12 protein-coding genes are annotated in these 14,942 nt (G+C 36.0%); 2 read left to right on the forward strand and 10 right to left on the reverse strand.

Annotated features, from left to right (window positions below; genetic code table 11):
* The first annotated feature begins 115 nt into the window (after positions 1-115).
* Positions 116-487, forward strand: coding sequence for a diacylglycerol kinase family protein (locus H6W53_RS03420; RefSeq protein WP_185204876.1), 372 nt, complete (start codon positions 116-118; stop codon positions 485-487).
* A gap of 7 nt (positions 488-494) precedes the next feature.
* Here H6W53_RS03420 and H6W53_RS03425 read toward each other — a convergent pair whose 3' ends face one another.
* The 8 genes from H6W53_RS03425 to purB form a co-directional block, all read right to left on the reverse strand.
* A complete protein-coding gene (locus H6W53_RS03425) occupies positions 495-1,109 on the reverse strand; it encodes an SGNH/GDSL hydrolase family protein (RefSeq protein ID WP_185204877.1) in 615 nt (204 codons plus the stop codon).
* 33 nt (positions 1,110-1,142) lie between these two features.
* Complete coding sequence (locus H6W53_RS03430) at positions 1,143-1,526, reverse strand: ribonuclease inhibitor (RefSeq protein ID WP_185204878.1); 384 nt, start codon at positions 1,524-1,526, stop codon at positions 1,143-1,145.
* 68 nt (positions 1,527-1,594) lie between these two features.
* Positions 1,595-3,115, reverse strand: coding sequence for a hypothetical protein (locus H6W53_RS03435; RefSeq protein ID WP_185204879.1), 1,521 nt, complete (start codon positions 3,113-3,115; stop codon positions 1,595-1,597).
* Positions 3,115-4,077: a hypothetical protein gene (locus H6W53_RS03440; RefSeq protein ID WP_185204880.1), complete on the reverse strand. Its 963-nt coding sequence runs from the start codon at positions 4,075-4,077 to the stop codon at positions 3,115-3,117. The genes H6W53_RS03435 and H6W53_RS03440 overlap by 1 nt, the downstream gene beginning before the upstream one ends.
* A 15-nt stretch (positions 4,078-4,092) precedes the next feature.
* Positions 4,093-5,127 carry a hypothetical protein gene (locus H6W53_RS03445; RefSeq protein ID WP_087706294.1) on the reverse strand — a complete coding sequence of 345 codons (1,035 nt, stop codon included), beginning with the start codon at positions 5,125-5,127 and terminating at the stop codon, positions 4,093-4,095.
* A gap of 156 nt (positions 5,128-5,283) precedes the next feature.
* On the reverse strand, positions 5,284-8,982 hold the full coding sequence (locus H6W53_RS03450; protein WP_185204881.1) for a phosphoribosylformylglycinamidine synthase: 3,699 nt from the start codon (positions 8,980-8,982) through the stop codon (positions 5,284-5,286).
* Between the two features lie 42 nt (positions 8,983-9,024).
* Positions 9,025-10,041 carry a hypothetical protein gene (locus H6W53_RS03455; RefSeq protein ID WP_185204882.1) on the reverse strand — a complete coding sequence of 339 codons (1,017 nt, stop codon included), beginning with the start codon at positions 10,039-10,041 and terminating at the stop codon, positions 9,025-9,027.
* A 45-nt stretch (positions 10,042-10,086) separates the two neighbouring features.
* The gene (gene purB / locus H6W53_RS03460) at positions 10,087-11,514 is read right to left on the reverse strand and encodes an adenylosuccinate lyase (protein ID WP_185204883.1); all 1,428 of its coding nucleotides are present in this window, start codon (positions 11,512-11,514) and stop codon (positions 10,087-10,089) included.
* Positions 11,515-11,743: 229 nt separating this feature from the next.
* Between purB and H6W53_RS21695 the strand changes: the two genes are divergently transcribed.
* The gene (locus H6W53_RS21695; RefSeq protein WP_273077771.1) at positions 11,744-11,893 is read left to right on the forward strand and encodes a bacteriocin-like protein; all 150 of its coding nucleotides are present in this window, start codon (positions 11,744-11,746) and stop codon (positions 11,891-11,893) included.
* Between the two features lie 38 nt (positions 11,894-11,931).
* Here H6W53_RS21695 and H6W53_RS03465 read toward each other — a convergent pair whose 3' ends face one another.
* Both H6W53_RS03465 and bglX read right to left on the reverse strand, forming a co-directional pair.
* Positions 11,932-12,342 (reverse strand): hypothetical protein, encoded by a 411-nt coding sequence (locus H6W53_RS03465; protein ID WP_185204884.1) that lies wholly within the window; start codon positions 12,340-12,342, stop codon positions 11,932-11,934.
* A 111-nt stretch (positions 12,343-12,453) separates the two neighbouring features.
* Positions 12,454-14,781, reverse strand: coding sequence for a beta-glucosidase BglX (gene bglX, locus H6W53_RS03470; protein ID WP_185204885.1), 2,328 nt, complete (start codon positions 14,779-14,781; stop codon positions 12,454-12,456).
* Between the last annotated feature and the right edge of the window lie 161 nt (positions 14,782-14,942).

Consider the following 14,942-nt stretch of genomic DNA (forward strand, 5'->3'; position numbering starts at 1 on the left):
CAAAATAATTTTACAACTTCCCTACTCTGCTTTTTGATGCCCGAAAACATCCTAAAGCACTAAAGATAAGGATTTTCTTTTAGCAATTGACTATATTTGCAAATAAAGTTTCAATATGCGAAAACCTCCTTTACATAAGAGTTTAAGAAATGCTTTCCGGGGTGTTTTTCTCATGATGAAGCATGAAAGAAATTTTCAGCTTGAATTTGCCGCTTTCCTTGTTAATGTGTTTCTGATTTTTTACCTGAATCTTTCTTCTACAGATACTATTTTAATTTTAATGGTTTCCTTCGGCGTTTTAGCGACTGAAATTCTGAATACTGCTATTGAGAAAATCTGCGATTTTGTTCAGCCTGATTTTGATAAAAGAATTGGTTTCATCAAAGATATTTCCGCCGGAGCCGTAGTTTTGATGGCTATTTTATCGGTTATCGTTGGAATAATGGTCTACTGGAAATATGTTTCAGGATTTCTTCAGAAGTTCTGAAGGTTGTTTATAAATATTTTTCTATAATCGGAATGGCAATTTCAGCCATGATTCCATAACCTTTTTCGTTGGGATGAATGCCGTCTTCTGAAAGCAGGATTTCTTTATCCTGCAGAAAAGCAGAATGAAAATCTATGTAATTCAGAGAGTTTTCTTTGGCAATTTGTTTTAGAATCTGATTGTATACCAAAACCTCATCATTTGTTCTTAATTTTCCGGAGGCAGTGATAATTCCGTCTAATTTTTCAGCAATCGGGAGAATGCTTATTAAGTAAATTATTGGTGAATATTTTTCTGCTTCCTGAACCGCCTTTAATATATTTTCCCTGAACTTTTCCGGATTTACAAGGTAATTATCTTCTTTTACAGCCAGATCGTTTGCTCCGTATCCCAGAAAAATAATATTTCCTTCATCTGAATTTCTTGCTGCTATTTCGGAAGAAATTCTTTTTACCAAACCTTCGGTTGTTTCGCCGCCGATTCCAAGGTTGAAAATAATCAGTTCTTTGCTTCCTTCATTGTATTTTTGCAGAGCATATCTTTTCAGAATGTCGACCCAGCCGCCAAAAACGCCATCGTATTCTCCATAAGTGATGCTGTCGCCAAAAAATAATCCGTACATAGTTTAGGCAAATGTTAATTGTTCAATTAAAAATCAATCCAAAATTAGGGTAATATTTTTATGCGATTCTATAATTTTTAGTAAAATTTCAAATAGCGTTTGTCCGTTTCCATTGATTAAATCATCCAGTTTTTCCTGAATCAATGTAACGTTGAAGGGTTTTCCCTGTCGGATTTTATTTTCGTAAAATTGTTTCGTGAGATCAAAGCCTAAATCTTGTTTTGATTTTCGGGCATTTTTCCAGATAATTTCACCTTCGTATCCATACAAAATATCATCAAAACCATCTAAAGTTCCGACTTTCCAATCCTCATCTTTCAAAAAAAGTAATGAAACTTCTTCGTAGAATGCTTCCAGATTTGAAAAATGACTGCCATTGATGACAGTCATTTTGTTTTTATGATTTTGTTTGCTCATGTATTCAATATCAAAATTCTGCTTCCTTTTTTAAATAAGCTATCCTTTTTAAAATTACAAAAAATTAATTATTTAAAGATGGGTATGAATTTTAAATCGCCTGTATATATTGTATCGATCCCTGAAATTTTAAAACTTTCCTTATTGTTTTCAAAAAGCTGCTTGGAATAGTCTTTCTTTTGATATTTATAATATTTTTCTACGCTCTGCGGATTCGCCTTAAATACAAAACCTGTAACAGAATCAATTTTTAAGTCCGTCGTCAGCTTTCTGTTCATTTCATTGAGGATCAGAAATTCTGCTTCTGCGTTAGGTTTTGGATTCAATGCAGAGACTGTAAACTCAGAGACCGCCTCTGTTGTTACTTCTGGCTCCGGTTCTTTATAAACAATCTGTTTTTTAGGCTCTTTAAAAAACTGAAACCATGCTAAACCTGAAACTGCAGAGAGTAAAAAAACAGAAAGAATGACTGTTGCTGTTTTAAAAATATTAGACTGCTCTGTTTCCGCTTCTTTTCTGCCAGAGTTGCTGTAATAAGAAGATGAATATACGGGAATTTCACGTTCCCGAACTGATCTTGGCTGCGAAACAGAATCCAGTTCCGGTATTCCTAAGTTTCTGATGTTTTCTAAAAAAGTATTTTTATCTGCCTTGTAAGACTGCGTTATATTATTCAACATAAGACTGTCGGCCGTTTTCAATTGGTTCAGAAATTCATCAATTTTCTGAGAGAATGCATAATAAACTTCGTTTAATTTCTCTAAATTTTTCTCAGATTCTTCTATCTTTCTGCCGTTAGCAAGATGCAGTTCTTTGTTTCTTTCAATTTTAGATTTAAAATCTTCACCACTCTGTTTTCTGGAATTTTCCCATTTTATTTTTTCATTTTCAAATTCCGTAACGGTTTCCTGTATTTTACGTTTTCTTTCGTCGTTCAGTTTTTTGATTTCATTTTCAAACCCATCTTTCTGAACAAACTGAAAAATATTTTTCTGATGAACAAATTTTGCAATGTCCGAGCTTTCTGTGAAGTAAATTGTATCATATACATTCAGCAGATCAACTGCTTTTTTCAGAATGATCTGTAATGCGGAAGGATTGGTTTCACAATATACCATCAGTTGACGGTTTGTACTCTGTATGGAATCGAAGATATCTATTTTTTTCAGATTAAAATTTATTTTATCAAAATCTGCAGGTTTACCAATTGAGAAATTTTCTGAGTGATTTACCGTAAGTGTATCGTTCTGAACGTTTCTGCTGATAAGATTGGAGTGGAATTCGTTAAGACAGCGGACGGTAATATTTTCTTCTGCAATTTCGTCTGTAAACATAATACTGGAGCCTATAAAAGACCCTTCCCGCGCCGAAGTAGGTTCTTTGGCATAAGTATAAATGGTGTAGGTTATTATATAAAAACCATCTTTATATTCTTTCCGTAGAGAATACAGTTTACTGTTCGGATAAATAAGTACAGCTCCTCTTATGTCTAAAGTCTTTATTTCTACGGGTGTTCCTGCAAAAAAAGTCTGGGTAAAGCCATTGGGATTTCCAAAAGTTCCGAATGCAATTAAATTAACACTGCTCATTAATTTGTAAGACTAAATTTTATACGTTCCCAAAAAGTTCCTTCATAAGACAGCGGATAACCCACAATACTTTCATACAGCCACTCTGATAATTTCTGCGCTCTGTCTAAATTCAGAATGGTGATCTGATTGGTTTCTTCATTAAGCTCTCCCACGGTGTAGAATGTTTTTGCCAGACCATAGGTATCCATTGCAGTAGAAGTCATCGGAAGCCTTTCCTGAATAAAATCATCTAGCTCCGCCGAGGCTTCCACATTGGCTCTTCCGGATTTATCCCATTTTGAGATGACCAGAATAATATTGACGGATTTTAATTTTTTCTCATACTTTTCAAGCTTATTTAAAAAAGTGTTGATTAAAATATCATCTTTATGTGCGCTTTCATAGCTTGTAACAATTATAAATGTAAGAGGAAGATTGGCAGAAAGATAGGTTTCTATGCTGCTGTGATAGCTTCCTCCCCTTTTTATCTCGTTATGATTTTCTCCTGAAGTTTCTAAAAAAGTAAGGTTAATGGGATTTATTTTCTTAGATTTATTGTTAGGTTCGAAAACAAGATCCAGTCTCGTTACCTGATCTTTTACTGTTCCTGCAGGTAAAATTCCTTTACTGATGTTTTCAAAAAAATCATACAGAAGGCTTTCTGCTTCAGCGGTATTTGGCGTCCCTATTTTAGGTCTTATAACCCCTGCTTTCGATCTGAGATAATAAAGCATGGTTGCCAAAATAACAGATTTCCCGGAAGAAGCAGTTCCGAAAAAAAACACGAAATTGCTGTCTTTATTTTTAATTTCCGAGACATTGCCTTTTGCAATAGGAACAAAACGATCGTTCACAGCTTCTTTGTTATGATCTAAAGACAAAGGCTTCAGCGCGTCTTCTTCATCAAAATTCAAAGGTTTAAGAACTTCCTGATCTTTATCAAAAGACAATGGTTTCAAAGGTTCATTTTCCCATTCCATATTTTATACTTTGTATTAGATTATTGTTTTTCCGCTGCGTTTGCTGGTAAAGATACTTTCGCTGCTGTTTCCTGTATTTCTGTTAGTTTCTGTTGGCATTAAAAGAATGATAAACATAATACCGAAATCCAGTAATATACATCCTGCTAAAACAACCAACTGAAACATCCCGAAATTCTTGATTGCATGGCTGAAAGCATATCCTATTTTTCCTACTTCCTGCGTTTCAGAATGGGTAGGCTCAAATTTCAGTTTATCTTTTCCCAAAATAGATTCTGCTTTTGATCCGAGTCTGTTATACTCTGTTAAAGATTTATCAATCTGCCCTTGAGCCATTAGGTTTATTACATCAGGATTCATCTGTAAAAGATTCTGAATTTCTTTATTCCATCGTACGGAAGCATTATTAATATCACTCATCAGATTTTTTTCTTCCGGAGTAAGGTTATAAACCATCTGTACGATCTGTTCTTCCATTCTGTCGGCAAGATCTGCATATCCGTCAGGAGTTTCACTTACAGGTGTAAGAGGTGTTACTTTTTTGCCAATCATTTTTTCAATTCTTGCAATAATTTGTCTTGCTTCCGGTCCGATCCCGACATTTTTAGGATCACTGATCTGAATTTTCAGAAGATTTAATTCACTTCGGATCGCCTGTCTTGTCTTAGCATCGGGGACGGAGTAATTCAGCTTAGATTCTACATCTGTTTCCAGCGCGCTGAATTTTTCGTTAACATTACGCAGTTCTGTTGTATAAATATCGGTCCTCATAAACCTTGTATACAATGCATTGAAATTGGCAACGAAACAAAATGAAGCAAAGAAAAAATAGATCCAGCTTAGTGAAGACGGAGACTGTCCGCTGGTTTTTGCCCTTCTTATCTGCCAAAGTAAAAAAAGCAGGATAAGAGAAAGCACCAAAGCAATAACAAAGGAGCTCCCTCCAAAAATCTGCTGTAAACCGAGCCAGGTCTGGTAAAAACTAACACCGATAAGCATTACAGCTAAAATACCGAGAAATAAATCGGTTGCAGTAATTTTTGTTTTCATAGTTAAAATTTTTGTTTAAATCTTTATTTACAGCGGCAATTTATTACGGTTTTCAGCATTTTCTTTACGGTTTTCCGTAAATCAGGAAAAATTACTGTAAAAAGAAAAATGCCTCCGTTATGTAACGAAGGCATTTTTATATTTATTGATGATCTTTTACTTGAAGTACTCCACTCCATTTTTAAAGATGTTGTGATAATTTGCGGTTGGAATATTTTTAAACAGACCTTCAGCAAAACGTTCCGGATGTCCCATTCTTCCGAAAATTTTTCCGCAAGGACTGGTGATTCCTTCAATTCCGAATAAAGAATTATTAGGATTGAAAGGCATTCCGTGAGCGATATTTCCTTCTAAGTCTAAATATTGAGTGGCAATCTGTCCGTTTTCATATAGCTTCTTAATTTCCGCTTCCGAAGCCATGAAACGACCTTCACCGTGAGAAATAGGGATGGTGAAAACCTGATCTTTCATTCTTTTTAACCAAGGCGATTCGTCATTTACGACTTTTAAGTTTACCATTTGGGAAATATGTCTTCTGATTGCGTTGTGAGCCAACGTCGGTGAATTTTCATCCAAATCTTTGATTCTTCCGTAAGGCAATAATCCGGATTTAACCAACGCCTGGAAACCGTTACAGATCCCGATGATCATTCCGTCTCTGTCGAGCAATTCGTGAACGGCATTTCTCATCTTCTCGTTTTTCAAAACGTTAACGATGAATTTTGCAGAACCATCCGGTTCGTCACCCGCTGAGAACCCTCCTGAAAAAGCCAGAATCTGAGAAGTTTTGATCTCTTCAACCCAAGCATCAATACTTTCATCCAATAATTGGTGATTGATATTGATTAATGGTAAACTGCTGATTACAGCGCCTTCTTTTGCGAAAGCATTCAGTGTATCATATTCGCAGTTTGTTCCCGGGAAAACTGGTGCAAATACTTTTGGCTGAGCAATTCCGTGTTTCTTAATGATGATATTTCTTGGGTTGACTGAATTTAATTTTTCATCAATTTCAACCGTTATTTTTTCTTTTTCAACTGTTGGGAAAAGGTTTTCGAAGGTGTTGCTGTTGGAAGCGAGAAGCTGGAGGATGGAAGTTTCAAGATTGTTGATGGTTAAAACTTCATTCGCAACAACTTGACCTATCAATTGAAGATTTACAGAACTTAATTCTTCTTTCGATTCTATAATTAAGCTACCAACTCGCTTACTGAGCAATGCCGAAGCATCATCTACTGTAATGTCTGCGCCTAATCTGTTTCCAAAGCTCATTTTTGCTAAAGCAACTGCTACTCCGCCTTCTTTTACTGTTTTTACAGAAACGATTTTTCCGGCTTTGATATTTTCGAAAATAAATTCATAAATATTTTTTAAAGCATCGTAATTCGGAAGTCCGTTTTCCTGAGCGATATGATTGAAGAAATACAGTTTATTTCCTGCCTGTTTAAATTCCGGAGAGATGATGTTCTTCTTTTCGCCATTAGCACAAGCAAAAGAAATCAACGTTGGCGGCACATTCAGATCCTGATACGTTCCGCTCATTGAATCTTTTCCTCCGATAGCTGCTAAACCGAAATTAATTTGCGCATCATAAGCTCCCAAAAGTGAAGCCAAAGGTTTTCCCCATTTTTCAGGATTCTGACCTAATTTTTCAAAATATTCCTGAAAACTGAATCTGATGTTTTTATAGTCTCCCCCCATTGCAACGATTTTCGCCACACTTTCTACAACAGCGTAAGAAGCTCCTAAAAGTGAGTTTTGCTTTGAAATTTCAGCATCGAATCCCCAACTCGCCAAAGAAACGGTTTCAATATCTTTTGCTCCGATGATCGGCAATGTCTGAACACTTCCTTCCATTAAAGTCTGCTGATATTTTCCACCCAAAGGCATTGCAACCGTAGTCGCACCAATCGATGAATCGAACATTTCCAGCAATCCTTTCTGAGAAGCAACATTTTTATCGCTTAAAATCTTTAGGAAATTCTCTTCATTAAATGCAGGTGTTTCTTCTTTTACTTCATTCAGATGGGTAATTTTAACTTCCTGACTTTTTGAACAGCCGTTCGTATCTAGAAACGCTCTTGAAAGGTCAACAATTTTATAGCCTTTCCAGAACATCTGCATTCTTCCTGAGTCTGTTACTTTTGCCACCTCAACAGCAACAATGTTTTCAGCCTCACAGAATTTGATGAACTGTTCTTTATCTTTTGGTTCTACTACAACCGCCATTCTTTCCTGAGATTCGGAAATAGCAAGCTCTGTTCCATTTAACCCTTCATATTTTAAAGGTAATACATCTAAATTAACTTCTAAAGAATCTGCGATTTCGCCAATTGCCACGGAAACACCTCCCGCTCCAAAATCATTGGATTTTTTAATCAGTCTCGTTACTTCAGGATTTCTGAACAATCTCTGAATTTTACGTTCTTCAACAGCATTTCCTTTCTGAACTTCAGAACTCATCGTGTGAATTGAAGTTTCGTCCTGTTCTTTCGAACTTCCGCTTGCTCCACCTACACCGTCACGACCTGTTGCTCCACCTAAAATAATGATTGAATCACCAGCTTCAGGTTTTTCACGTCTTACCCAATCTACAGGAACGGCTCCGGCAACGAAACCAACTTCCATTCTTTTGGCTTTATAACCTTCGTCATAAATTTCAGAAACCATTGTTGTCGCCAAACCGATTTGGTTCCCGTAAGAGGAATATCCGTTTGCCGCCTGTTTCGTGATTGTTTTTTGAGGCAATTTTCCCGGTAATGTTTTATCAACCGGTTCCAGAACATCCGCTGCACCCGTTAATCTCATCGCTTGGAAAACAAAAGAACGCCCAGACAAAGGATCTCTGATGGCTCCTCCTAAACACGTTGAAGCACCACCAAAAGGTTCGATTTCTGTCGGGTGATTGTGGGTTTCGTTTTTGAATAATAAATACCACGGTTCTTTTTTACCATCGTATTCAGCTTCGATCTGGATTGTACATGCGTTGATCTCGTCAGAAACCACAAGATTTTCCAAATTGCCTGTTTTATGGAAATATCTTCCGCAAACAGTTGCCAGATCCATTAAGGAAATAGGTTTCAATTCGCGTCCTAAGAATTTTCTTTTCTCGATGTAATCATTGAAAATGGTTTCCAATGTATGTTTAAACTGTCCTTCGAATTCGATATTTGACAATTCTGTTTCAAATGTTGTGTGACGACAGTGGTCGCTCCAATAGGTGTCTAAAACTTTAAGTTCCGTTTCCGTAGGATTTCTCTGTTCCGATTTAAAATATTCCTGAATGAATTTCAAATCATCCAAACCTAAAGCAAAACCGTGATTATTAAAGAATTCCTCAAGCTGTGCATTATCAAAATTGATAAAACCTTCATGAACAATTACTTTTGAAGGGGCGTCCTCCGCAGGAATGTTTAAAGTTGATAAATCTTTTTCCTGAGATTCCACTTTATTAATCAAAAGGTCTTTGATTTTCACCAAATCAGATTCGGAAATACCTTCGAATTCGATCAGCTTTCCGCTTCTTACTTTAGATTTTTCATTTCCAGTCAGCAAAGCAATACATTGTTGGGCAGAATCTGCACGCTGATCGTATTGCCCCGGTAAAAATTCCAATGCGAAATAAATTCCCTGTGCAGGATTTTCTTCGATTAAAATATCCGTAACCGGATCTACGAAAGTACTGTTAACTACCTTTTCGAATTCACCGTCATTTAATCCGAAAATATCGTACACGTTGTATACTTTTACTTTTTGGATGGACGGAATAACCGCTTTTACTTCATCAAAAATTTTTGGACTTTCTACATCGAAAATTCCTCTTTTTTCTACGAAAATTCTTTTGTTTTGAGACATTAGATGTCAGATATTTAAATATTATTAGACTTATTAGTTAATTTACTCATCTTTGTTAAGATCAGTTTTCTTGCGGGAATTTACAATAAGATAATACTTTTGAGAAGTATTATATTCGATTGAATTTTCCTGTTTCCACTTTTGGTAGCCTTTGTAATCAAATTGATGATTTTCAGGAGGAACTAATAAATAATAGTAACTCTCCATCAAAAATTCATCTATAAAGCCGGATTCTCTTAGTTTTATAAAGAAGCCAATTAGATTATTTGTTTCGTAACCTCCTTTGCTTGGTTTCGGATTTTTTTCCGTTTTATAATCAATAAAACCATTAATACCAGCAATCTGATAGTTTAAAAGTATACCCGGAATTCCTGATGCTCTTTCATATTTATTGATATTTTCATAGATCCACCTCATCTTATTAGTTGCACTACTCATAGCACTTCTAAGCATTAGAGAATCACGAAAACAGGCTCTTGCGTAATAAATATTTGAATATCTCGTCAAAGGATTTTTTTTAACAATTTTTGATGGCATTATTTTTTTCAAAAACTCATCCTGTCTGTTATCTAGAGCCAAAGTATCATTTCCTTTCTGACTTGTTTCTGAAACAAAGATCCAAAATCCTGCATCATAAACTCTTACATTTATTAATCTGTCAAGATGCGAAAAATAAGTGCTAATTCCATTGAGTTTAAAATTGCCGTCATTAAAACTTATTGTTTTATTGATAGCCTCTTTAGGACTGTATCTTCTGCTTTTAAGATTTTCGAAATAATAATTAAAAAGCCTCTCTTCATCTAAACCTCCTAAAACTATTTTGAACTGAAAAAGAACATCATTATTTTCATTTTTATATTCTGCAGAAAAGACACTATCATTTTTAGAGTTTGCAAATAAAGCTATTCTTGAAAAATTACCCAAATTCATTGGCGCAGAAATTCCGGAAATAGGATGTTCAAAATCTGTATTTGATTTAATTTTTTTATTCAGTTTTAATTCCTGCGAAAATATCATTACAGGTAATAAGAGCAAAACAAAAAAGATACTAATCTTCATACAATTATTAATAAAATATGCAGCCCAAAAAGACTGCATATTGATTTATACTTTAAGATCAGCTTCTAACCCTATCAAATCTTTATTTGCATCAATAATCGGCTGAACTTCATTGGCAATGAATTCTTCCGTCTGAATGGGTGCAAAACCGATAAAGTTTTTAGGATCGAGAACTTCTTTTAATTTTGATTTATCCAGTTTTAATGAATCGTCGTTCAGGATTCTTTCGATAAGGTCGTTTTCTTTACCTTCCACTTTTACCTGCTTGGAAGCTTCCATAGAATGAACTCTTATCACTTCGTGGATTTCCTGACGGTCGCCTCCAGCTTTCACTTCTTCCATGATGATGTATTCCGTCGCCATGAAAGGAAGTTCTTCCATAATATGTTTGTTGATTCTGTTTGGATACACCACAATTCCGTTCATGATGTTGTTCCAAATTAACAGAATCGCATCAACTGCTAAAAAAGCCTGAGGAATAGTTAATCTTTTGTTGGCAGAATCGTCCAATGTTCTTTCAAACCATTGTGTAGAGGCGACCATCGCAGAACTCGTTGTCAAAGACATCACATATTTTGCCAATGCCCCGATTCTTTCGCTTCTCATTGGATTACGTTTGTAAGCCATTGCAGATGAACCGATCTGGTTTTTCTCGAATGGTTCTTCAATTTCTTTCAGATTTTGAAGCAAACGTAAATCGTTAGTGAATTTATGAGCCGATTGAGCAATATTTCCTAATAAAGCGACTACTTTAGCATCTATTTTTCTGTCGTAAGTCTGTCCGGAAACGCCAAAAACTTTCTCAAAACCGAATCTTTTTGACAATTCTTTATCTAAATGCTTCACTTTAGAATAATCTCCGTTGAAAAGCTCTAAGAAGCTTGCTGCTGTTCCCGTTGTTCCTTTTACTCCTCTGAAACGTAATGTTTCTAAAAAGAAATCAAGCTCTTCGATGTCAAGGACTAAGCTCTGAAGCCAAAGGGTTGCTCTTTTTCCTACCGTTGTTAATTGCGCCGGTTGGAAATGTGTAAATCCTAAGGTTGGTAAATCTTTATATTGAATTGCAAAATCCGCTAAGTTTTTAATAACGTTAACCAACTTTTTCTTTAAGATTAAAAGTCCGTCGCGAATCTGGATTAAATCTGTATTATCCCCTACAAATGCTGAAGTTGCTCCCAAATGAATAATTCCTTTTGCTGAAGGTGCCACATCACCATATGTATGAACGTGAGCCATTACATCATGTCTGAATTTTTTCTCGTATTCGGCAGCCTTTTCGTAATCGATATTTTCAGCATTGGCTTTCAATTCGGCGATTTGCTCGTCTGTAATGTCAAGACCAAGATCTTTTTCGATTTCAGCAAGGGCAATCCAAAGCTTTCTCCAGTTCTGGAATTTATTGTTATGAGAAAAGTTAAACAACATTTCTTCGCTTGAATAGCGTTCTTCCAAAGGATTTTTGTAGGAATTCATTCTTTTCTTTTACTTTTTTTAGATATGCAAAAATACGGTTTTTCAATGAGAGATAAAAATGGTTTTTTCTTAGAAATGCTTATCTGCGTCTGAATGAAACCAGAAAGCAATAACGGAGGAAAACTTTCATAGAAAAGCTGTAGAAAATATTTTTCAACATTAAATGAATTATTATCAGATTTATTTTTTATTTTAGCTTCTACAAAAGAAATATTAAATCAAATTAATTATGAAAAATTTAAAAAAATTATCAAAGTCAGCTCTGAAAAATATTGCAGGAGGATGGGTACCTCCGCCTGGTGAAAGTTGTCCTGCAGGCAGTTGTCAATATAAAGAAAATGGACCTTGCAGACCGTATAATGCTAATCTTTGTATTTAAAAACTAAAAAACAGGAAACTAAAATTTCCTGTTTTTATTTATTGATAAATCACCACATCATTTTTTTTAATCTGATAACCTGTTTTTTTATAAGGAACTAAAATGTAGCTGTCTTTGATGTGCTTTCCGCTTTTCCAAACCTTGCTTTTTCCCTGTCTGTCCAAGATAATGCTGTTTGCGCTTCCGTCCGGAATAAATATTTCGGCTTTCTTCATGTTTTTACTGAAAATAACCGCTGTTGATGTGGTATAGCTTTTATCTGAACTTACTTCCTTTAATTTGATTTTCTGTTCAAAAACTCTTACGCAATCATTTTTGATCTGAGAATAAGTGTAACCTGCGGAAGCTTTGCAGCCATGAACATCTTTGTCCCCGCCTACAACATGCGTTTGCTGCGCAAAGACTAATGAACCAAGGAACATTGTACTGAATAAAATTGTTTTTCTCATTTTAAAAAATTTTAAGTTTTCAATTATCTAAAAAATTATGCCAAAGCATTGATGAGTTATTGTTTATTCAAAAATACAAAAAAAGCCACTCATTGTGAGCGGCTTATAAAATTATTTTGTCCAGTTGATTTTGGAGTGTTTCACATCGGATGAGTTGGTTCCGATCATGATATCAAATTCACCCGGTTCCCAGTCGTATTTCAGATCTCCGTTGTAGAATTTCAGGTTTTCCGGAGTAATATCAAAGGTAACTTTTTTAGATTCCCCTTTTTTCAACATTACTTTCTGGAAGCCCTTCAGTTCTTTTACGGGTCTTGTAATGCTTCCTACCATATCTCTGATGTAAAGCTGAACGACCTCTGCTCCATCATAATTTCCGGTATTCGTTACGGTAACGGATGCCTGAATGGTCTGATTTCCTTTTGGATTTGCATTGGAAACTGTAACATCAGAATAATCGAATTTTGTGTAGCTTAATCCATAACCGAAAGGATACAACGGCGTGTTACACTCATCCATATAATTGGAACGGAATCTCTGGTACTCGCATTTATCAACCAATTTCTGATCTAACGGGCGTCCTGTATTTTTAGCATTGTAATAGATTGGAACCTGCCCTAAACTTCTTGGGAAAGTCATCGGTAGTTTTCCTGAAGGATTTACTTTTCCGAACAGCACATCAGAGATTGCATTTCCTGCTTCGGAACCTGCAAACCAGACATTAAGAATTGCATCCGGAGTATCTTTAATGTTTGTTAAAGCTAAAGGACGACCTGTGAAAAGAACTACTGCAATTGGCTTTCCTGTCTTTTTTAGTTCATTTAAAAGATCTACCTGAGACTGAGGAATGGTAATTTCTGTTCTTGAAGACGATTCTCCGCTCATTTCAGCAGATTCTCCGATTGCCAGAACAATAACATCGGATTTATTGGCAACATCTACCGCTTCTTTTAATAAAGCTTCTTTTGAACGGTTGTCTCTGTCGGTTTTTTTACCGTGCGCTGCGTAGATATCTTCCAGTTTTGCATCATAATCAATATTTGCTCCTTTTGCAGAAAGGAATTTCACTTCTTTGCCGAAGTTTTCCTGTAATCCCTGCATCAGATTAACAGCTTTCTCATGTTTTGCTGCAACGCTCCATGTTCCTGCCATATTCAGAGAATTGTTTACCAATGGTCCGATTACGGCAACGGTTCCTGATTTTTTCAAAGGCAGTACCTGATTGTCATTTTTCATCAAAACCATAGACTGTGCTGCTGCATTTCTTGCGATGTTTCGGTTTTCCATATTGTACACCTCTTTTGCTGCCAGTTTTGCATCTCCGAATTTATAAGGATCTGAAAATAGTCCTAAATCGTATTTCGCTTCAAGAATTCTCTTTGCTGCCATATCGATTTCAGCCTGAGTTATTTTTCCTTCTGCTAAAGATTTTTTTAACGTCGTTAAAAATCCTTCACCTACCATATCCATGTCAACACCCGCTTTTAAAGCCAATGCAGAAACTTCCTGAAGATTTCCCATCCCGTGATCTACCATTTCATTGATTCCGGTATAATCGGTCACTACGAAACCTTTGAAGTTCCATTTGTTTCTTAAAACTTCGGTTTGCAGCCATCTGTTTCCTGTTGCCGGAACTCCGTCTACTTCGTTGAAAGAGGCCATTACAGAAGCTACTCCTGCATCTACTGCTGCTTTGTAGGGCGGAAAATATTCGTTGAACATTCTTACGTGGCTCATATCCACTGTGTTATAGTCTCTTCCTGCTTCACCTGCACCGTACAGTGCGAAATGTTTAACGCAAGCCAGAATATTGGTTCCATTGGCAAGGTCTTTTCCCTGATAACCATAGACCATATTTTTTGCAATTTCGCTTCCTAAGTATGGGTCTTCACCGGAACCTTCGGAAACTCTCCCCCATCTTGGCTCGCGGGAAATATCCACCATTGGCGAGAATGTCCAGTTGATTCCGTCGGAAGCTGCTTCTTTAGCGGCTATTCTTGCAGACTGCTGCACCAAATTCATATCCCATGAAGCGGCTAATCCCAATGGAATCGGGAAAGTGGTTTCGTAACCGTGGATGACGTCCATTCCGAAAATCAATGGAATTTTAAGCCTGCTGTTTTCCACTGCCACTTTCTGAACGGCTCTGATTTTATCTGCTCCTTTTATATTGAAAAGCCCTCCTACTAAACCCTGTTCGATTTTTTTTCCGATGTCTGAACTTTTAGCCAAACCGGTTGTAAAATCGCCTGAACTTGGTAAATTAAGCTGTCCGATTTTTTCATCTAAAGTCATTTTCGACAAAAGATTATCCACAAAAGCTTTCTTTTTAGCCTGATATTGAGCCGTCTGATAAGACTGAACGGGCTTCGTTACCATTTCCTGTGCCGAAAATACAGGAGCCAATGCTAAAGTGGCGATTACAATTAACTTTTTCATAACTCTATCTTCTTTTAATTATAGTTCTATTTTTAATTTTTTGTTTATCTAAACGAAAAGTCGAAAAGTTTTTTTTAATTATCCTGCCTATTTTCTGTTTGCGAAGGTAATTCTATAAGGTAAAAGTATGAACTATTCATTCAGCAAACACTTTTCGTTTA

This window comes from Chryseobacterium sp. C3, assembly GCF_014218905.1.
GTDB lineage: Bacteria > Bacteroidota > Bacteroidia > Flavobacteriales > Weeksellaceae > Chryseobacterium > Chryseobacterium mucoviscidosis.